Consider the following 18,477-nt stretch of genomic DNA (forward strand, 5'->3'; position numbering starts at 1 on the left):
CACCCTACGGGTCGCCGCTCCGCCTGGCGACGGCATTTCCCGATGCGCGGGGCGGGCGCCGGAGCCGTTGGGGGAAGATGGGACCGGATTCGCTTCGGGCGCTCGGCGGGGCCTGGCCTCGGAGCCGGTCAGTGCGGCGCAGCGGCCGCCGACCGGGCCGGTCCGGCTCGACCGCAGCCACATCGCCGACCGCTCGCCCTCTGCGACCGCGGCCGGGCGCACGCTGCCGCCGCTTCCGGGCCCGTGCCGGCGTCTCGGCCGCACTGCGGGCCTTCTGCGACGCGACTGGGACGTCGGGGGGACGGGCACCCGACATCGGGCCGGAAGGCTCGGCGCATGAGCGAACTCCGATCCGCCCCGCCCGTCGCACCGGCCCGGCCCCGGCACGTGGCCGCGCTCGACGTCGTGCGCGGCGCCGCGATCACCGGCGTACTGCTGTTCCACACCGGGCACCTGCCCGGGGGCTTCCTCGGGGTGGACCTGTTCTTCGTCCTGTCCGGTCACCTCATCACCGATCTGCTGCTGCGCGAGGCCGCGGCGACCGGGCGGGTCTCCCTGGCCGCCTTCTGGGGCAGGCGGATACGGCGGCTGCTGCCCGCGCTGGCGGTCATGCTCGCCGTCGTCACGGCCGTCACGTGGGCGGTCGCGCCGCCCGGCCTGGTGCGGACGACCCTCGCGGACCTGCCGTGGGCGCAGCTGCAGCTGTTCAACTGGCATCTGATCGCCGAGTCGTCGGACTACTGGGACCGCTTCGGCCAGGACCGGGTGTTCGAGCACCTGTGGAGCATCGCCGTCGAGGAGCAGTTCTACCTCGTGTGGCCCGCTCTGGTGGCGGTCTTCGCCCTGGGCTGGCGGCGGGTGGACCGCCCGGTCGCCGCGGCCGCGGGCCTCGTCTCGGTCTTCTCGGTGCTGTTCATGGCCTTGGGGGCCGACCCGAGCCGGGTCTACATGGGCACGGACACGCGGGCGTTCTCGCTGCTGCTGGGCGCCCTGGTCGCCGCTCCGGCGGTGCGCCGAGGACTGGTGCGGGCGTGCGGTCGCCGCCCGGGTGCGGCGGCCGCGCTGGCGGCCTCGGGGATCGGCGCGATGTGGCTGCTGGTGGACGGGACGGGCGGGCCGTGGCTGTTCGACGGCGGCCTGTTCGCGCACGCGCTGCTGTCGGCCGTCCTGATCGCGCTGCTGGCGTCCGCGCCGGACGCCGGGTGGCCCCGTGCCCTCGCGGCGCGGCCGCTGCGGTGGCTCGGGCTGGTCTCCTACAGCCTGTACCTGTGGCACTGGCCGGTGATCGTGCTGCTCTCGCCGGAGGCGACGGGATTCGGAAGGTGGTCGTGGACGGCGCTCGTCTGCGCAGTGTCGATCGCCCTCGCGGCGGTGTCGAAGTACCTGGTGGAGGACCCGATCCGGTACCGCGCGGGCTGGGCGAGGGGGCGGCGCGGCGCCTTGGCGCTCACCGCGGCCATGGTCGCGCTCGCTCTCCTGTGGACACTGCTGCCGGAACCGGCGCCGCCCGTCGTGGACGTCGGCGGGCTCTAGAGCAGCGGGCAGGTGCGGGGGTCGCGCGAACCGGGCTCCTCCAAGGTGAACCTGAGGCGCACCGTCGCCTCGGTCGAGCCGCCGTTCTGGACGTGCGCGGCCAGTGCCGTGCACACGATCTGGTCGATGCCCAGCGGCGTCACCTCCTCGGTCGACAGCGGCACCCGCAGTTCGACCTCCTGCCCGGTGACGGTCACCTCGACCTTCGCGAACGCGGTCGGCGCGATCTCGGTGTCCAGGTCCGCGTCGCCGGGGCCCGACAGCAGCAGCGACAGCGCCTCGGCGATCGTGCCGAGGCGCCCGGTGTCGCGCACCGTCGCGCGCAGCTCGCCGCCGTCGACGAAGTACAGCGTGGGGCCGGGGGCGACGCCGGTCGGGGCGGGCCCCCCGTCGGTCACGCCGGAGGGTTCGACGCCGCAGCCCGCCAGCAGCAGCACCGCGGCCGCGATCCAGATCCGCCTCACGGCGCCTCCTTCGGGAGGCGCAGCACGAAGCGCGCGCCGCCGTCGTCGCCGTTGCCCGCGGTGAGGCCGCCGCCGTGGAGGCGGGCGTTCTCCAGCGCGATCGCGAGGCCGAGTCCGCTGCCGGGCGTGCGGGCGCGGGCGTCGTCGGCCTTGTAGAAGCGGTCGAACACGTGCGGCAGCACGTGGTCGGGCAGGCCCGGTCCGGCGTCGGCGACCTCGATGCGGACCTCGGGCCCGGCCTCGCGGACGCGGACGCGCACCGGCGGGGCGCCGTGCCGCAGGGCGTTGCCGACGAGGTTGGCGACGATGACGTCGAGGCGGCGCCGCTCGGCCCGCAGCGCGATCCCGTCCGGGCCGGTCAGCTCGACGCGGTCGAGCCAGCCCCGGGCGCGCAGGGTGTCGCGCACGGCCTCGGCGGCGTCGATCTCCTCCAGCCGCGGCCGGACGGTGCCGGCGTCGAAGCGGGAGACCTCCATCAGGTCCTCCGCGAGCCGCACCATCCGGTGGATCTCGGTGACGGCCAGCCGCGCGGACTCCCTCGCGTCGGTCTCCTCCATGCGGTCGGCCGCGTCCGCGAGCACTTCGGCGACCGCCGTGAGCGTGGTCAGCGGGGTGCGCAGCTCGTGGGAGACGTCGGCGGCGAACCGCCTGGCGTCGGACTGCATCCGCCGCATCGCCGCCATCGAGGCCTGGAGGGACCCGGCCATCTCGTTGACCGTGGCGGTGAGCTGCGCGAGCTCGTCGGCGCCCTGCGGCGGGGTGCGGGCGTCGAGGTCGCCGTCGGCGAGGCGCTGGGCGGTGTCGCGGAGTTCGCGCACGGGGCGCAGGACGCCGCCCGCGGCCAGCAGCGCGATCACGCCCGCGACCGGGAGCGCCAGCGCGGCGGTGCCGATCGCCGTGGCCGCGAGGTCGTCGATCCGCGCCTCGACCTCGCCGAGGTCGCGCGCGGCGTACACCTCGATGCCCGAGGGAGTGCGCGAGCCGTCGGGCGCGGTGGTCATGACGGGGGCGCCGATGAGCAGGAGGGGCCGGCCGTCGGCGGTGATCCGCTGGGTCGCGATCCGGTCCCGTTCGCGGACGGCGCCGCGGAGTTCGGCGGTGGCCCGGTCGGCGCCGTCCGAGGACCGCAGGTCCTCGAAGGACACGGTCGTGTCGGGGCCGACCGCCGCGCGGAGCCGGTCGAGCACGGCCTGGTCGGGCGGGTAGGTGAGGGTGGGGGCGATGGCGGCGATCTGCTCGGCGAGGGTCCGGGTGAGCTGGCGCTGGTGCGACTCCACCAGCGCGTCGCTCGCGGACTCGGCGCCGGCCCAGGAGGCCGCGCCCGCGCCGATCATGGTGGCCAGCGCGAACGCCACGATCATGCGGGCGCGCAGTCCCCGCAGCGGGAACCGGGTCATACCGGCCCGAAGCGGTAGCCGAAGCCGCGCACGGTCTGGACGTACACGGGGTCGGCGCCGTCGGTCTCGATCTTGGCGCGCAGCCGCTGGACGCAGTTGTCGACCAGGCGCGAGTCGCCGAGGTAGTCGTGCTCCCAGACCGCTTCGAGGAGCTGGCGGCGGCTGAAGACGCGGCCGGGCGAACCGGAGAGGGTCAGCAGGAGCCGCAGCTCGGTCGCGGTGAGCGCGACCGGCGCGCCGTCGAGGGACACGGTCAGCGAGACGGTGTCGACGCGCAGGCCGCGGAACTCGCGCACGCCGTCGGGCCCGGTTCCGCCGCGGCGCAGGACGGCCCTGATGCGGGCGTCGAGCACGGTGGGCTGCACCGGTTTGACGATGTAGTCGTCGGCGCCGGCCTCCAGGCCGCCGACGATGTCGAAGTCGTCGCCGCGGGCGGTCAGCATGATGATCGGCACCGTGCCGCGGGCCCGGATGCGGCGGCACACGGTGAATCCGTCGATGCCGGGGAGCATCAGGTCGAGCACCACCAGCTGGGGCGGTGCGGCGTCGAACGCCGCCACGCCGTCCTCGCCGGTCGCCGCCGCCTCGACCTCGTGGCCGTGGCGGCCGAGGGCGAGCTGGAGCCCGCGCCGGACGAGGGGGTCGTCTTCGATGAGCAGGATTGCGGCCACCGGGCCAGTATGCACATCGGGGCGCCGGTCCGGCGGGGTCGGCGCCGCTCTGCGACACGATCGCGACATCGCGGCGGCGGCCCCGGGACGCGGGCGCGTCAACGTGGGGTCCATGACCAAGATGCGAACACTCACCACCGGCCTGTGCGGACTCCTGCTCGTCGCCGCGGCCGCCTGCGGCGGCCGCGCGGACGCCGAGCGCCCCGAGGAGGGGGCGACGGCCCTGCCGGAACCGGGCCCGGGGCTGTCCCGGGTGATCATGCTGGGGGACTCGATCGCCGTCGGCGAGGCGCTGCCCCTGGGCTTCGCGCTCGACGCGGCGGGCGTGGAGTTCCACTCGATGGCCGCCGAAGGCGGCGGCAACGTCGTCGGCCCGGGGGCCGAGGAGCGGTGGGCGACCCTGCCCGAGGAGCTCGGCTCCGCCAGGCCCGGCACCGTCGTCTACCAGATCACCACCTACGACTGGGGCACCGAGGAGGAGCAGCGGGAGGCCTACGGGCGCCTGGTGGACACGGTCGCGGGCCTGGGGGCGACGCTGGTGTTCGTCAGCGCCCCGCCGATCGTGCCGGACGAGTTCTACGAGCCGCACATGGCCGACCTGGAGCGCGCCCCCGAGGTCGCGGCCGAGGCGGCCAAGGCGTCGGACGGCGCGGCGGTCATGCTCGACGCCGCCGAGGTGTGGGGCGAGGAGTACGCGCAGACCGTGGACGGCAGGCCCGACCGGAGTACCGACGGCGTCCACACCTGCCCGCAGGGGGCCGCGCGCTTCACGCAGTGGCTGCTCACCGGGTTCGCGGAGCTGTACCCGGACTTCACGCCGCCCGAACCGCAGGAGTGGGCGAACGTCGGCTGGTCCGGGGACGAGCACTTCACGGGCTGCTGAGGGGCCCTCGCGGAGGGGCGGGCCGTCTCGGCCGCGCGGGGCCGGCACGGCGCGTCGACCTCGCGGCTGAGGTGACCGGATGCGGCCGTAGGATTCTCGGCGGGCCGCGCCCCCGGTGCGGGGACCGGATACCATGGGCCCGCGCACGACCCCGCCCCGGTCCTGAACGACAACCCTTGAGAGGGAACCTTGTCGCAGCAACAGCTCCTCCCGCCCCCTGTGGACTGGATGCGGCTCAGAAGCGGCCCGGCGAGCCCGGGCGACGCCCCCGCCGGACGGCCGGCCCCGGCGTTCGCGATGGCGAAGCCGCGGTCCCTCACCTGGGTCCAGACCCTGCTGTGGGTCTTCGCGGCCGTCGCCTCCGTCGCGGACCTCCTGTCCGCGCTGATCATGGCCCGCGACTTCCAGCCGCTGAGCCTCGCCGGACTCGCCTACGCGCTGTACGCCACGGTCCAGTCGTTCATCACGCCCGCGCAGATCGGGCGCGGTAAGCGCTGGGCCTGGCTGTGGGCCCTCGCCAGCGCCGTCATCGGGCTGGTGCTGTCGGTCGGCACCACGATGGTCGGGATGAGCCTGCTCGGCATGGCGCCGGGGACGGTGCTCTTCGCCGCGGGCGTCGGCGTGCTCTACCTGGTGCTCGTGGTGCTGCTGTGCTCGAAGCCGGTGCGCGAGTGGATCCTCATGCACCGCGTGCTGCGCGGCGAGGTGCGGGTCCAGGGCGTCCCGGGCCCGGGCATGATGCTCATGGCGGAGCGTTCGGGCGCGAAGCGGACGCCGTCCCGGCCGCGCTCGCTGGCGTGGGCGCAGGTGCTGTTCTGGGCGGTCGCCTTGACGCCGCTGGCCTGGTCCGTCGCGACGCCGTGGGCGGTCGGGGTCGCCGCGGCCCTCGGGGGCCTGGCGCTGACCTCGTCGGTCGGCCTGGTGCGGGGGCGGTTCTGGGCGCGGGTGTTCACGCTGGTGTGGGTGGGCGCCGCGGGCGTCGCGGCCGGTGGCGCGATCGCGCCCGGCCTGCTGCTGGCGACCGGCACGCTCGGGACCAACACCGTCGAGATGCGGACCGGCACGGCTCTCGCGCTGGCGTTCGGCCTGGAGTTCGCGCTGGCGTGCGTCGCGTTCGGGCTCATGTTCGCCCCGGGGGTGCGGCACTGGACGCCGCCGACGGAGCTGGTCATGGCCTATCGCGAAGCCGCGCCGGTGATCCCGCCGCAGCCGGGGGCCCCGGCCGTGTCGCGTGCCGAGACGCTGAGGCACGGGACTCCCGTTCCCGGGGCGGCTCCGCCCGTGCAGGTGGAGGCACCGGTCCCGCCCGCTCCTGCGGCGCCGCCCGCGCCAGCCGCACCGCCTGCGGCGTCGCCTGCTGCTCCGGCCCCGTCCGCGGCACCGCCGGGGAATCCTCCCGGGCCGCTTCGCAGGCCACCGCATAGTCTTGGGCCGCAATGGAATCCGCCCGGCCCGCCGGTACCGCTCTGCCCGCCTCGCCACCACCATCACCACCACCCGGTGCCGCCGCAGCGGCCTCCGGTCCCGCCGCGGCGGGGCGGGCAGCCGCCCCGCCGCTGAACGGCGCCGCTACCGGAACCGGCGGTGGAGCTGGACGCCCTCGGACGCCACCGGGGCGGTCCTCACCGCGCCACCAGGCTCTCCGCGAGTTCGGCGAGCTGACAGGTGACCGCGCCCCAGCCGTCGGCGAAGCCGAGTTCCTCGTGGCGGGCGCGGGCGGCCGGGTCGCCGTGCCGGACGATGATGCGGTAGTCCGTGCCGTCCGCGTGGTCGCCCATCGTGACCTCGGCCGTCATCGGGACCGGCGCGGGGTCCGCGGGGCGCCAGGCGCTGTCGATCGCGTTGGTGAACACGATCCGCTCGAGTTCGTCGACGACGAGGAAGGTCGCGTCCATGTGCGGGGCGAACGCCGCCCCGTCGTCGCTCATGCGCGTCACCAGGCCGCCGCCGGGCCGGACGTCCAGGCGGTCGACGCGGCACACGGTCGGCGCGGGGACCCACCACCGGGCGAAGCGGTCCGGATCGGTCCACGCGCGCCAGACCGCGGCGCGGGGGGCGCGGATGATCCGCTCCAGGGTCAGGTCGAGATCGGGATTCACTGCTGCTCCTCGGGTTCGGTGACGAGTCGTTCAAGGCGGTCGGTGCGCTCCTCCCAGATCCGGCGCTGCTCCGCGAGCCAGTCGTCGACGACGGCGAGGCGGTCGCGCCGGAGTTCGCAGGTGCGCACCCGGCCGGACTTGGCCGTGCGGATCAGGCCGTTCGCCTCGAGCATCCGCACGTGCTTCATGAAGGACGGCAGGGTCATCGGGAAGTCGCGGGCGAGGTCGCCCACGCTCGCCGGGCCGCGTCCGAGGCGCCGGACGACCTCGCGCCGGGTCGGGTCGGCGAGCGCGACGAACACGCCGTCGAGCTCCTCCAAATACTGTGCCATGAGGCTAAGTATTGCGCATCGGAACACTGAGCGCAAGGGTTGAGCGTCGGCGCCCTCGAGCGGTGGGCCCGCGCCGCCGAGGCCCGTGGGGCCACGGTCGGCGAAGGCTGGGTTCATGGTCTAGACTCTGGACTGTGGATCACGGAATGGCGGAAGTGCTCGGTGTCGTCGGGGACCGGTGGGCCCTGCTCATCGTCCGCGAGACGGCGCTCGGGCTGCGGCGCTTCGACCAGCTCCAGGCGTCGACCGGGGCGCCCCGGCAGGTGCTCTCCGACCGCCTGCACCGCCTCACCGAGGCGGGGCTGCTCAGCACGCGCCCCTACCGCACGCCCGGGCAGCGGACCCGCCACGAGTACGTGCTCACCGAGGCCGGCATCGACCTGATCCCCGTCCTGGCGGCGCTGTCCGACTGGGGCGAGCGCCACCGCGGCGCCGGGGCCCTCCCCGAGATCGTGTACCGGCACAGCAGCTGCGGGGGCCGCGTCACCGCGGCGCTGCAATGCGAGTGCGGCGAGCGGATCGACCCGCACGGGCGGCTCATCGCCGAGGTGCGCCGCTGACCGCCGTCCTGTGGAAGCGCATCACCACGACCATCTGAACATAGGAGTACGCATGCCGCTCAACGCGACCACCGACGCCGCCTTCACCGACGACGTCCTGGCGAGCCCCCTCCCGGTCCTCGTCGAGTTCACCGCCGAATGGTGCCCGCCGTGCAAGACGATCGCCCCGGTGCTCGAGCAGATCGCCGACAGCGAGCGCGACCGGATGCGGGTGGTGGCGCTCGACGTCGACGCCAACCCGGAGACGACCATGAAGTACCAGGTCATGGGGATGCCGACGCTGGCGCTGTTCGTCTCCGGCGAAGTCGTCGCGCAGATCGTGGGCGCCCGCCCGCGGGCCGCGATCATGCGCGAACTGGAACCGCACCTGCGCCGGTCCGCGCCGTCCGTCGGCTGAGGTCCGCCGCGGCCGCATCGGGCCCCGGTCCGGCCCCGGCCGGACCGGGGGTCAGCCCCCGGTCGTGAACCGCTCGGTGACATCGGCGACCGCCGGGCGCACGACCAGCCACAGCAGACCGGCGAACGCCCAGCCCAGCGGGAGCAGCAGCGCCTCCGAGCCGGCGACCGCGGTGGCGGCGGCGACCACCAGGATCGCCAGGACGCCCAGGGACGTCCGCCAGGAGAGGAAGCACTCCGCCGCCGCCACGCGGAGGACGTCCCTGAACCGGAACGAGAAGAACGAGGTCACCGCGAGCAGGTGCCCCGACCACACGGCCAGCGCCGCCAGAAGCACGAAGGCGACCGGCCGCAGGGGCGCGCCCCCGGGGACGCCCTCGGCGAAGAGGACGTTCACGGCCAGCACCGTCGCCAGCGCGAGCACGGGGACCCACCAGGCGAGCGTGTCCCGCAGGTTCAGCCGGAGCCCGCGCAGCAGCGGCCGCGCCGGGCTCAGGTCCGGTTCCCGCGACCACGCCCGCTGGCCGTACAGCGCCGCCGAGAGCGCGGGCGCGACGGGCAGCAGCGCGGCCATGAAGAACGCGACGTTCGCGGGCTCGGGCGACAGCAGGGTCCACAGCAGCAGGGTCGGCAGGCCCGCCGCCGCGAGGAACAGCCCGAGGACGAGGTACCGGTAGACCGCGGCGGTCAACCGGGAGAGCGCCCCCGGGCCGATCTCGTCGGCGTCGGTGCGCGTCACCCCTTCACCGACCCCAGCATCACGCCCGACACGAAGTAGCGCTGCACGAAGGGGTAGACGCACAGGATGGGGATGACGGTGAGGATCATCGTCACCGCCTGGATGTTCGTGGACACCAGCGCGGTCGTCGTCCCCGCGGCCGCCGCCCCCTCGGAGGCCGATGTGGACGCCCCCGCGATGAGGTTCCGCAGGAACAGCGTGACGGGGAACAGCTCGGTCTTGTCGAGGTAGAGGAACGCGGCGAACCAGTCGTTCCAGTAGGCGACCGAGTAGAACAGCACCATCGTGGCGATGACCGCCTTGGACAGCGGCAGCGTGATCCGCCCGAAGATGCCGTACCAGCCGAGCCCGTCGATCTGCGCGGCCTCCTCGAGCTCCTTCGGCAGGCTCTCGAAGAACGACTTCATGACCAGGAGGTTGAACACCGAGATCGCACCGGGGAGCACGATCGCCCACATGGTGTTCTTCATGCCCAGCGAGGAGATGAGCACGTAGTTCGGCACGAGGCCGCCGTTGAAGAACATCGTGAACACGGCGATGCCGATGAGCGCCTTGCGGCCCTTGAGGTGCTTCTTCGACAGCACGTACGCGTAGGTGGTGGTGAGCAGCATGGCGATCACCGTGCCGACCACCGTGTACAGCACGGTGTTGCCGTAGTTGCGCCAGAAGGTGTCGTTCGACATCACCGCGGCGTAGGTGTCGGTGTTGAAGCCGACGGGCCAGAAGCTGACCTGGCCGGCGTTGATCGCGCCCGGCGAGCTGAACGACTGCGCGAGCACCGTGACGAACGGGTACAGCATCGCCGCGCACAGGAGGACGAGGAGGACCGTGTTGACGGCGCCGAAGGCGCGCGTCCCGCGGGTCTCCCGCACTGGACGGGGGCGCCTCGGCGTCCTCGTCGCGTTCTCGGAGATCACGTCGGTCACCACAGGCTCGTCCCCACCATCCGCCGCGAGATCAGGTTCGCGGAAAGCACCATCACGAGGCCGATCACCGCCTGGAACAGGCCGATCGCCGCCGCATAACTGAGATTGTTCGACACGAGGCCGACCCGGTAGAGGTACGTGGAGATGACGTCGGCCGTCTCGTACGTCAGCGGGTTGTACAGCAGGAGCACCTTCTCGAAGCCGACGTTGAGGAACGTGCCGATGTTGAGGACCAGGAGCGTCATCATGGTCGGGCGGATGCCGGGGAGCGTGACGTGCCAGGTCTGGCGCCACCGGCCCGCCCCGTCGATCCTCGCCGCCTCGTACAGGGAGTCGTCGACCGTGGTGAGCGCCGCCAGGTAGAGGATCGTGCCCCACCCGACGGTCTGCCACACCTCGGAGCCGACGTAGACGGCGCGGAACCACTCGGGCCGCTGGAGGAACGGGATGCCCTCGCCGCCGAACGCCCCGATGACCTGGTTGACCGTGCCCTGCAACGAGAGCAGTTGCATGAGCATGCCGACGACGATGACGACCGAGAGGAAGTGCGGCAGGTAGGAGATCGACTGCACGATCTTCTTGAAGTGCCGCTTGCGCACCTCGTTCAGCAGGAGCGCGAGCACGATCGGGAGCGGGAAGCAGACCACGAGGGTCAGTCCGCCCAGGATCGCGGTGTTCGCGAACACGTGCCAGAACGTGGGGTCGTTGATGAACATCTCGATGTATCGGAGGCCGACCCACTCGTCGCCGAACATGCTGCCGCCGGGGCGGAACCTCCGGAACGCGATGACGTTCCCGATCATGGGGCCGTACTTGAAGATCGCGAAGAAGATCAGGGGGACCAGGGCGAGGCTGTACAGCTGCCAGTCGCGCCGGAAGGCCTCCCGCCAGGTCTGCTTGCGCTTGCGGGGCCGGGGGCCCGGCCCCGCGGCGCCCGGTCGCGTCGCGGGCCGCTCGGGGGCGGTCTTCCCGGTCGCGTCGGCCGGCCGCGGAGCCGTTTCGTCTCGTGTGAGGGGCATGTGCGCTTCCTCCCGTCCGGGCCGGGGCGGGTGCCCCGGCCGGCGGATCAGGAGTTCTCCTCCTCGAAGCGGTCGCGGGCGCCGTTGATGAGGTCGACGTACTGCTGGAGGCCCTGGGCCTCGAGCTCGGCCACGTAGTCGTCCCATTCGGCGATGTCGCGCTCGCCCATGATGAACCGCAGCGTGTTCGTGTCGACGGTGTCCTTGATCGGCGTGGCGAGGAGCGACGCCTGCTCGAGCTCCATCTCGTCGAGGGGGGCGGGCGGGTTCGGGTCGCGCGGGGTCCGCGTGGCGAGCACGGAGTCGATGTACTCGACGAACGTGGGGGTGTTGTAGGACTCCTTGAGGGCGCGCGACTCGGTCGAGTCGGCGAACACCGCGTTGGACCAGCCGAGGTCCTCCTGGATGTCCGTGGCCGCGCCGGGGTTGATGTTGTAGGCGTTGAGGGAGTACTCGGGCTTGAGGGTGATCGTGCCGTCGGCGTCCTTGGTGTAGGTCTCGTCGAGGACGCCCCAGCGGACCAGTTCGCGCGCTTCGGGGTTGTAGTAGAGCCAGTCGAGGAACTGGAGCGTGGCGAGGAAGTGCTCGGACTCGGCGACCTCGGAGTTGAGCATGAACCCGTTCCAGAAGTTGCGCGGCTCGCAGACCTGGCCGGCCGGGCCCCCGGGCGGGGCGATCTGGAGGACCTCGTAGTTGCCTTCGCCGACCGTCTCGTTCAGGGCCTGCGCGAACTCGATGGCGGTGCCGCTGGAGCCGGAGGCGGCGAACACGAGCTCGTTGGCGAACTTCTCGGCGACGCTGCCGCCGCCCCCGCCGTCGTTGGCGGCCGTGAGCGACTCGGTGTCGAGGAGGCCGTCGGCGACGAGGCCGCGGAAGTACTCGACCATCTGCTTGTACCCCTCGGACACGGCGGTGTACTGGAGCTTGCCGGAGCCGTCGTCCATCATGCCGTCGCCGAAGCCCCAGCCGGCCTGCGCGCCGAACGCGTGCGCGGCGTAGTTGAGCATCGACGCCGCCTCGAAGCCGTCGGCGAGGGGCTTGGAGTCGGGGTACTCGGCCTTGATCTTGACGAGGGCCTCGCGCATCTCGTCCCAGGTCTCGGGGATGCCGCCCGCGACGCTCTCGAAGACGTCCTTGCGGACGACGAGCGTGAAGACGGGGACCGAGACCTCCTGGAGGCCGGGGAGCATGTAGTACTTGCCGTCGGCCTGCTTGAGGTTGTCGATCATCTCGCCGAGGTCCCACTCCTCCACGTACTTCTGGAAGTGCGGCATGTGCTCGACGTAGTCGCTGATCGGGAGGATCGCGCCCGAGGAGACGAAGGAGTCCTCGTCGCCGGTGTAGATCAGCGGGATGACGGAGGGGGCGTCGCCCGCGCTGATCAGGAGGCTGCGCTTCTCGACCGCGTCGCTGAAGGGGATGGTCGTGACCTCGAGCTTCACGTTGGTGCGCTTCTCGATCTCGGTGAAGAACTGCCACGAGTCGGTGATGGGGACTTCGGGCCACTCCGTCCACAGGAGCGAGAGGGTGAACGCCTCGGTGGCCGTGAACTGGGAGTCGGCGGCGTAGTCGTCCATCGCGCCCTTGGACTGCGCCTCGAGGTCCACTTCGGTGTCGCCGTCGTCGCTGCACGCCGCGAGTGCGAGCGCGCCGGAGGCGGCGATCGAGATACCGATAACACCACGACGGGTCGCTCTCATGGGCGTACGCCCGAACACGTCTGACATGTCTCTCCTTATGGGGGGTTGTCTTCGTTCCGCCCGGGGTCGGCACGGCGTCCGCTGCGAGAGGGATCGCAGCACCGCGCTGAGCGAAAGTTTCGAAGAGATTTCCGATACTTTCCAGAGCGTAGTTTCACGGAGCGCCCGTGTCAATGAGTGTTTTCCGCGAGCACTCCGTCACCTCGTGTGGCGGGAGGTGGCGGAGGGACGCGGGCGGCCTCGGGGAGCCCCAGGCACGAGGCTCCCCGAGGCCGGAGCGGTTCAGCAGGTGCCGCCGCCCTCGTTGAGGGCGTTGAGGACCGCCGTGTAGGCCTGCTTCTTCTGGTAGTTGTCGTCGAAGAGCAGGGGGTCGTCGTCGCGCCAGGAGTACTTGTCGGTGACGCCCCAGACCGTGATGCCGGTGCACCGGGAGACCGCCATGCAGGCGTTCACCACGGTCTCGTAGGTGGCGGCCTGGCCCGAGCCGGAGCCGCCGACGTCGAGCTCGGTGATCTCGACGTCGACGCCGAGTTCGGCGAAGCGCTGGAGGTTCGACTGGTAGCTGCTGAGGTTGTCGCCCGCGCTCACGTGGGTCTGGAAGCCGACGCAGTCGATCGGGACGCCGCGCGACTGGAAGTCGCGCACCATGTTGTAGATCGCGGTGCTCTTGGCGTTGATCCCGTCGGTGCCGTAGTCGTTGTAGCAGAGCCTCGCGTTCGGGTCGGCGGCGTCGGCGGCGCGGAAGGCCTCCTCGATCCAGCCGTTGCCCAGCTGCTGCTGGAGGTTCGACTGGCGGCGCGAGCCGTCCCACTCGAACGCCTCGTTGACCACGTCCCACGCGAAGACGTCGCCCTCGTAGTGGTTCGCCACGCCGGTGATGTGGTTGACCATGGCGTTTCGGAGGTTGTTGCCGGTCAGGCCCTCGACCCAGCCGGGCTGCTGCGCGTGCCAGACGAGCGTGTGGCCGCGCACGGCCATGCCGCGGGCCTGGGCCCAGGAGACGATCTGGTCGCCGCCGCTGAAGTTGAACTGGCCCGGGTTCGGTTCGGTGGCGTCCCATTTCATGGCGTTCTCGGCGACCACCGAGTTGAACTCGGTGCCCAGGGTGTTGGCGTAGCCGGCCTCGCTGAGGCGGTTGCCGGCGACGGCGGCGCCGAAGTAGCGGCCGGACTCGGCCGCCGAGGCGCCGAGCGTGGTCGCCGCCTGCGCCGGGCTGGTGAACACGAGCGCGCTCACGGCGGCGATGCCGGCGGCGGCGACGGCGGCCGTCGCCAGTGCCAGGCGGCGGCGGACGCTTCGCGGCCTTGGGAGTTGGTCGGTCATTGCGACTCCTTACGTGGTGATGGAGAAACGGTTGACGGTGACGGCACCGCCGAGGGACTGGGTGGCGTGGTTGAAGACGGCGAAGCGGTAGCCCATGAAGAACTGCCAGGCGTTGTCGAGGGTGAAGGCGGGGCCGAGCTGGGTGAAGCCGGAGCCGTCGGTGCTGTAGGAGAAGACCGCCTGCCGTCCGGAGCCGGGCCGGATGTCGGCGGTGACGCGCAGCCAGACGGTGGCGCCGCACAGCTCCTCGGACGCCCGTTCGGTGCCGGTGCCGGTGGTGTTCCAGTTCGAGTCCATGGTCAGGCCGTCGGTCATGGAGAGGCGGGTGGTGCCGTTGTCGCGGCGCAGCCCGATCCAGGCCGAGGCGTGGCGGAGCATGGCGAGGCCGGCGCGGTCGCCGTCGCGCATGGCGGACGGGTCGATCTCGACCGTCGCGGTCGAGGAGGGCCCTTGGATGCGGTGGGTGAGCGTGTTGCGGGCCGAGTAGAGGTCGTTGGTGACCGTGGCCGTCTGGAGGTGGAGGCCGTTCCCGGTGGACCACTTCGAGTCGTCGGGGTCGTGGTTCCACTCCCACTTCGCCGCGAGCGCCGCGCCGGTGAACTCGTCGGTGCCGATGAGGGACGGGACGGGGTGCGGTGCGAGGTCCGGGAACGGGTAGGTGCTCCCCCAGGCGCCGTTGACGGTGGCGACCTGCGGCCAGCCGTCGCCGGTCCAGGTGATGGGCGCGAGCGCGGGCATCCGGCCGCCGGGGTAGGCGTCGACGAACGCCATGTAGTACCAGTCGCCGCCCGGGGTCGAGACGAGGCCGCCCTGGTGGGGGACGCCGCCGCCCGCGATCGGTCCGGGCATGTCGAGCAGGACCTGCCGGAGTGTGTAAGGGCCCCAAGGCGAGGAGGACTTGAGGATGTACTGGCCGTTGGCCGGGCGGGTCAGGAAGATGTAGTAGCTGCCGTTGATCTTGTAGAACCGGGCGCCCTCCAGGGTGCCGATGCTCGACGGGGTCGAGTAGACCTGCTGGTTGCGGACCTCGGACCGGCCGTCGGCCGAGAGCTGGGCGACCGAGATCTGGGTGTTGCCGTAGGCGACGTACATCGTGCCGTCGGTGTCGACGAGCATCCCGGCGTCGTAGTAGGCGCGGGAGAGCTCGGCGTGGCGCGTCCAGGGCCCGGCCGGGTCCGTAGCGGTGTACATGTAGGACCGGGCGAAGTCGATCTGGCCGAGCCAGTAGAACCGGTCCTCGCTGGGACGGTGGGCGAGCGTGGAGGCCCAGATGCCGCGGACGTACCCGCGGGCGCCGTTCAGGTCGTACTTGTCCCCGAAGTCGAGCGAGGGCACCGAGTGGCCGATGAACTCCCAGTTCACGAGGTCGCGGGAGTGCAGGACGGGTGCGCCCGGCGAGTAGTGCATCGTGGACGCGGTCATGTAGAAGTCCGCGCCGACCCGGATGACCTCGACGTCGGCGAAGTCCTGCCACACGACCGGGTTCGCGTACGTGGTCTGCTGGGCCTCGGCCGCGGCGAACGGGACGAGCGCGGTCGCGGCGGCGGCTCCGGCGAGCAGGCCGGCCCCGCCGATGAACACGCTTCTGCGGCTCTGGGGGGTTCTCAGCCAGGACATGGACGTTCCTTTCGGTCCGGTCATGAGAGGGCGGCCTCCCAGACGATGCCGCCGCCGGTGGCGTCGGAGGCGAGCCGGTCGCGGGCGGCGGTGTCGCCGTACAGGCCCCAACGCATCCAGTCGAGACTGGTCGCGACGGTCTGGCCGTAGGTGGGGCCGTTCCAGATGAACTCGTCGTGGCCCTGCCCGGTGTGGGTCATGAAGGCCTTCGGCGCCGGCAGTTCCGCGTACGCCTGCCGGGCGAGGCCGTAGTCGCAGATCGGGTCCTGGTCCCCGTGGACGAACAGGACCTTCGCGTCCACCGCCCCGGTCGGGTTCCCCATGTCGACGCAGGCGTAGGGGATCGCGGCGGTGATGCGCGGGTCGGGCCAGGCGGTGAGCAGGCCGTGCGTGGTCATGCCGCCCAGGGAGTGCCCGGCGGCGCCGACGCCGAGCGTCGTGTCCATGCGCCCCTCGAAGGGGTCGCACGAGCCGGTCTCGCCGAGGGCGAGGGTCCGGGTGAGGACCTCGGTGACGTCCTTGGACTGGTTGCCGTTGTAGACGTCGCCGATGTTCCCCTCGGCGCCGGTGGTCGTGGTCGGGAAGACGGGAGCCGGGACGATGAACCCGGCGGCGGCCAAGGGGCGGATGCAGACGCCGTAGCTCTCGGGGTTGCCGCCGAGGCCGTGGCTCCACTCCACGACGGGGAAGGGCCCGTCCGCGATCGGGGCGTCGGGCACCGGGTCACCGCCGGGAGTGCCGGAGGCGGCCGGGTAGAAGACGCGGGTGACCAGGGTCCGGCCGGCGCGGTTCCAGGTGAACTGGCGGACGCCCAGCGGGAAGGTCTGCGTCGGGGCGGTCCGGGCCTGCGCGGGCGCGGGCGCGGCGGATCCGATCAGCGCCGCCGCGCCGACGGCGGTGCCGAGGCCGAGGACGGTGCGTCGGGACATGGTCATGCGTGGTCCTTTCGGAAGGCGGGACCGGGCCGGGTTCGGCGCGGCGCCGGTGCGCGCGGCGCGCTTCGCCCGGTCCGGTCCCGGGTCGGTCACTCGTCCGGCTACTCGACGGCCGAGGCGGCGGCGATGTCGGCGAGGACGGTGTCCGCCCCGCAGGTCGCGCCCACCGGGACGAGGGAGAACTGCTGGTTGGTGGCGCCCGTGGGGGCCCACTGGCGGATCGGGTCGCCGGCGGTGGTCGACCAGTTGTAGACGTCCAGGGCCTTGCCCGAGTGGCGGTTGACGAAGGTGTAGTAGCCGGCCGAGTTCCGGTTGACCTGCCACTGCTGGTTGTTGCCGTTCAGGTTGGTGTACTGGGCGATGGTGCCGCCGTCGGCGGTCGACCAGTTGTAGACGTCGAGCACCTGGCCGGAGTGGCGGACCTGGATGCGGTAGTAGCCGCCGCCGGAGTCGATGAACCGGAACTGCTGGTTGGTGCCCTCGTAGTTGGTGTACTGGGTGAGGATCGCGCCGGTCGCGGTCGAGGCGCCCTGGATGTCGAAGGCGAGCCCGGAGTGGCGGGAGACGATCGTGTACCAGTCGCTGGTGTTCGGCGGCTGCGCGTCGGCGCGGTCGGCGGCGAGGGCGACGAGCCCGGCCGTGGCGAGCACGATGGCCGCCGCGAGCGCGGCGAGGCCGCGGGTCCAGCGGGCCAGGATCGAGAAGTCGGGTGCGGCCGAGGTCATCGGGAACTCCTTGACGGTGTGGGAGACGGGGGACGAGGGATTCCGAGGGGTCAGCACGAGCCGCCGCCCCCTTCGAGGGTGGCGAGGCCGAGGCGGTAGGGCAGCTGCGAGTACTCGCCGCCCGAGTTCGGGTCGCGGCCCTGGTAGAGCAGTTGGAGGTTGTCGGTGTCGATGGTCATGGTCTGGTCGCGGCCGGACCGCAGGAGTTCGCCGTGGCTGATGTCCCTCGTCCAGGCGCCGCCCGGGAACGACACGTTCGCGGCCCCGGCGAAGGGCGCGTTCTGGCTCGTCGCCAGCGGCTGCCACTGGCTGGTGAGGGTGCCGGCGGTGTACGCCCGGTAGTAGCGGGCGCCGTCGGAGCCGATCGACTCCCATATGAGCATGTAGTCGTCGGTGCCGTCCACGTTGTAGACCGCGCCGCCCTCGAACAGGTTGTTCTTGCTGTCCTGCAGGACGATCTGGGTGTTGGTGAACCCGTTCGGGAAGTTCCCGAGGGTGGTCTGGGCGCGGTAGACGTGGCCGTTGTCGTCGGCGGAGAACAGGTAGCACATGGCGTCGTCGCAGATGACCCAGTAGTCGAGCCAGTGGCCGTTGCCGATGTTGTCCCTGACGATGTCGGGCATCGAGCTCTGGAAGTTCCGCGGCGCCGACCACGAGCCCGGGTCGTCGATGTTCGACGTGGTCGAGTACGAGGGCAGGCCCGTCTGGTAGACGAGGTACCACAGCCCCTGGGGCTCGAAGTAGAACACGTGCGGCGCAGCGGCGTACCGGGAGCCGATGTTGGGGTTCGTGTCGAGGAAGGTGTGCGGGGCGGACCCGGCCTGGGACCAGTCGTTGAAGCTGGTGTGGGCCAGGCTCCAGTTCCCGGCGGTGTTGGCGACGGTGAAGAACACGTGCCACTTGCCGTTCGCGTCCTGGACCACGGTGGGGTCCTTGGCGGAGACGACGTTGTGGCTCGAGTTCGGCTTCGGGCCGATGAGCGCGCCGGTCGACTCCCAGTTGAAGGTCGACGGCAGCGCCTGGGCCTCGACCGCGTCCTCGGTGGTCTGGGCGCCGGCGGTGAGCATGCTCGCGGCGAGTGCCGCAGCGGCCGCGAGGGCGGCGAGCGCCCCCAGGGTCCTGGTGCGCAGTGTCCGTTGCATGGAGTGCCTTTCATCG

At 72.1% G+C, this 18,477-nt stretch carries 19 protein-coding genes; 5 read left to right on the plus strand and 14 right to left on the minus strand.

What is annotated here, in order from left to right:
• The first annotated feature begins 336 nt into the window (after positions 1-336).
• Positions 337-1,533 carry an acyltransferase family protein gene (locus LO763_RS05350; RefSeq protein ID WP_230600928.1) on the plus strand — a complete coding sequence of 399 codons (1,197 nt, stop codon included), beginning with the start codon at positions 337-339 and terminating at the stop codon, positions 1,531-1,533.
• On the opposite strand, the gene LO763_RS05355 is transcribed toward LO763_RS05350, so the two are convergent.
• Genes LO763_RS05355 through LO763_RS05365 form a run of 3 tightly spaced genes read right to left on the minus strand, consistent with a single transcriptional unit; the run spans position 1,530 to position 4,065 of the window.
• The gene (locus LO763_RS05355) at positions 1,530-1,997 is read right to left on the minus strand and encodes a hypothetical protein (RefSeq protein WP_230600929.1); all 468 of its coding nucleotides are present in this window, start codon (positions 1,995-1,997) and stop codon (positions 1,530-1,532) included. The two genes, LO763_RS05350 and LO763_RS05355, sit on opposite strands and share 4 nt — an antisense overlap.
• Positions 1,994-3,394, minus strand: coding sequence for an ATP-binding protein (locus LO763_RS05360; protein WP_230600930.1), 1,401 nt, complete (start codon positions 3,392-3,394; stop codon positions 1,994-1,996). Before LO763_RS05360 ends, LO763_RS05355 begins: the two co-directional genes overlap by 4 nt.
• Positions 3,391-4,065 (minus strand): response regulator, encoded by a 675-nt coding sequence (locus LO763_RS05365; protein WP_230600931.1) that lies wholly within the window; start codon positions 4,063-4,065, stop codon positions 3,391-3,393. Before LO763_RS05365 ends, LO763_RS05360 begins: the two co-directional genes overlap by 4 nt.
• A gap of 112 nt (positions 4,066-4,177) precedes the next feature.
• On the opposite strand from LO763_RS05365, the gene LO763_RS05370 reads away from it, so the two are divergent.
• The gene (locus LO763_RS05370) at positions 4,178-4,948 is read left to right on the plus strand and encodes an SGNH/GDSL hydrolase family protein (protein WP_230600932.1); all 771 of its coding nucleotides are present in this window, start codon (positions 4,178-4,180) and stop codon (positions 4,946-4,948) included.
• A gap of 189 nt (positions 4,949-5,137) precedes the next feature.
• Positions 5,138-6,508: a hypothetical protein gene (locus tag LO763_RS05375; RefSeq protein ID WP_230600933.1), complete on the plus strand. Its 1,371-nt coding sequence runs from the start codon at positions 5,138-5,140 to the stop codon at positions 6,506-6,508.
• A gap of 62 nt (positions 6,509-6,570) precedes the next feature.
• On the opposite strand, the gene LO763_RS05380 is transcribed toward LO763_RS05375, so the two are convergent.
• Together LO763_RS05380 and LO763_RS05385 are read right to left on the minus strand one after the other, a co-directional pair.
• The gene (locus LO763_RS05380; protein ID WP_230600934.1) at positions 6,571-7,047 is read right to left on the minus strand and encodes an SRPBCC domain-containing protein; all 477 of its coding nucleotides are present in this window, start codon (positions 7,045-7,047) and stop codon (positions 6,571-6,573) included.
• Positions 7,044-7,379, minus strand: coding sequence for an ArsR/SmtB family transcription factor (locus LO763_RS05385; protein ID WP_230600935.1), 336 nt, complete (start codon positions 7,377-7,379; stop codon positions 7,044-7,046). Before LO763_RS05385 ends, LO763_RS05380 begins: the two co-directional genes overlap by 4 nt.
• A 134-nt stretch (positions 7,380-7,513) precedes the next feature.
• On the opposite strand from LO763_RS05385, the gene LO763_RS05390 reads away from it, so the two are divergent.
• Both LO763_RS05390 and LO763_RS05395 read left to right on the plus strand, forming a co-directional pair.
• A complete protein-coding gene (locus LO763_RS05390; RefSeq protein WP_230600936.1) occupies positions 7,514-7,939 on the plus strand; it encodes a winged helix-turn-helix transcriptional regulator in 426 nt (141 codons plus the stop codon).
• A gap of 52 nt (positions 7,940-7,991) precedes the next feature.
• A complete protein-coding gene (locus tag LO763_RS05395) occupies positions 7,992-8,336 on the plus strand; it encodes a thioredoxin family protein (protein ID WP_230600937.1) in 345 nt (114 codons plus the stop codon).
• A 51-nt stretch (positions 8,337-8,387) separates the two neighbouring features.
• On the opposite strand, the gene LO763_RS05400 is transcribed toward LO763_RS05395, so the two are convergent.
• From LO763_RS05400 to LO763_RS05440, 9 genes are all read right to left on the minus strand, one after another.
• Complete coding sequence (locus LO763_RS05400; protein ID WP_230600938.1) at positions 8,388-9,074, minus strand: hypothetical protein; 687 nt, start codon at positions 9,072-9,074, stop codon at positions 8,388-8,390.
• Positions 9,071-9,946 (minus strand): carbohydrate ABC transporter permease, encoded by an 876-nt coding sequence (locus LO763_RS05405; RefSeq protein WP_439650270.1) that lies wholly within the window; start codon positions 9,944-9,946, stop codon positions 9,071-9,073. Before LO763_RS05405 ends, LO763_RS05400 begins: the two co-directional genes overlap by 4 nt.
• 50 nt (positions 9,947-9,996) lie before the next feature.
• Complete coding sequence (locus tag LO763_RS05410) at positions 9,997-11,019, minus strand: ABC transporter permease (protein WP_230600940.1); 1,023 nt, start codon at positions 11,017-11,019, stop codon at positions 9,997-9,999.
• Between the two features lie 47 nt (positions 11,020-11,066).
• A complete protein-coding gene (locus tag LO763_RS05415) occupies positions 11,067-12,746 on the minus strand; it encodes an ABC transporter substrate-binding protein (RefSeq protein ID WP_230600941.1) in 1,680 nt (559 codons plus the stop codon).
• A gap of 255 nt (positions 12,747-13,001) precedes the next feature.
• Positions 13,002-14,042, minus strand: coding sequence for an endo-1,4-beta-xylanase (locus tag LO763_RS05420; RefSeq protein ID WP_230600942.1), 1,041 nt, complete (start codon positions 14,040-14,042; stop codon positions 13,002-13,004).
• A 9-nt stretch (positions 14,043-14,051) separates the two neighbouring features.
• Positions 14,052-15,659 (minus strand): glycoside hydrolase family 43 protein, encoded by a 1,608-nt coding sequence (locus LO763_RS05425; protein WP_230600943.1) that lies wholly within the window; start codon positions 15,657-15,659, stop codon positions 14,052-14,054.
• 20 nt (positions 15,660-15,679) lie between these two features.
• Entirely contained in the window at positions 15,680-16,594 is a 915-nt protein-coding gene (locus LO763_RS05430; RefSeq protein ID WP_230600944.1) for an alpha/beta hydrolase family protein, read from the minus strand.
• Between the two features lie 101 nt (positions 16,595-16,695).
• A complete protein-coding gene (locus tag LO763_RS05435) occupies positions 16,696-17,319 on the minus strand; it encodes an RICIN domain-containing protein (protein WP_230600945.1) in 624 nt (207 codons plus the stop codon).
• Positions 17,320-17,369: 50 nt separating this feature from the next.
• Complete coding sequence (locus LO763_RS05440; RefSeq protein WP_230600946.1) at positions 17,370-18,461, minus strand: glycoside hydrolase family 62 protein; 1,092 nt, start codon at positions 18,459-18,461, stop codon at positions 17,370-17,372.
• Positions 18,462-18,477 lie beyond the last annotated feature (16 nt).

It is taken from the genome of Glycomyces amatae (assembly GCF_020991375.1).
GTDB classification, from domain to species: domain Bacteria; phylum Actinomycetota; class Actinomycetes; order Mycobacteriales; family Micromonosporaceae; genus Glycomyces; species Glycomyces amatae.

Excerpts from the sequence above, each read along its gene's own strand:
- LO763_RS05350 (WP_230600928.1), top strand. The coding sequence starts at position 337 with ATGAGCGAACTCCGATCCGCCCCGCCCGTCGCACCGGCCCGGCCCCGG.
- LO763_RS05360 (WP_230600930.1), bottom strand. The coding sequence starts at position 3,394 with ATGACCCGGTTCCCGCTGCGGGGACTGCGCGCCCGCATGATCGTGGCG.
- LO763_RS05370 (WP_230600932.1), top strand. The coding sequence starts at position 4,178 with ATGACCAAGATGCGAACACTCACCACCGGCCTGTGCGGACTCCTGCTC.
- LO763_RS05385 (WP_230600935.1), bottom strand. The coding sequence starts at position 7,379 with ATGGCACAGTATTTGGAGGAGCTCGACGGCGTGTTCGTCGCGCTCGCC.
- LO763_RS05395 (WP_230600937.1), top strand. The coding sequence starts at position 7,992 with ATGCCGCTCAACGCGACCACCGACGCCGCCTTCACCGACGACGTCCTG.
- LO763_RS05410 (WP_230600940.1), bottom strand. The coding sequence starts at position 11,019 with ATGCCCCTCACACGAGACGAAACGGCTCCGCGGCCGGCCGACGCGACC.
- LO763_RS05415 (WP_230600941.1), bottom strand. The coding sequence starts at position 12,746 with ATGTCAGACGTGTTCGGGCGTACGCCCATGAGAGCGACCCGTCGTGGT.
- LO763_RS05420 (WP_230600942.1), bottom strand. The coding sequence starts at position 14,042 with ATGACCGACCAACTCCCAAGGCCGCGAAGCGTCCGCCGCCGCCTGGCA.
- LO763_RS05425 (WP_230600943.1), bottom strand. The coding sequence starts at position 15,659 with ATGTCCTGGCTGAGAACCCCCCAGAGCCGCAGAAGCGTGTTCATCGGC.
- LO763_RS05430 (WP_230600944.1), bottom strand. The coding sequence starts at position 16,594 with ATGACCATGTCCCGACGCACCGTCCTCGGCCTCGGCACCGCCGTCGGC.
- LO763_RS05435 (WP_230600945.1), bottom strand. The coding sequence starts at position 17,319 with ATGACCTCGGCCGCACCCGACTTCTCGATCCTGGCCCGCTGGACCCGC.
- LO763_RS05440 (WP_230600946.1), bottom strand. The coding sequence starts at position 18,461 with ATGCAACGGACACTGCGCACCAGGACCCTGGGGGCGCTCGCCGCCCTC.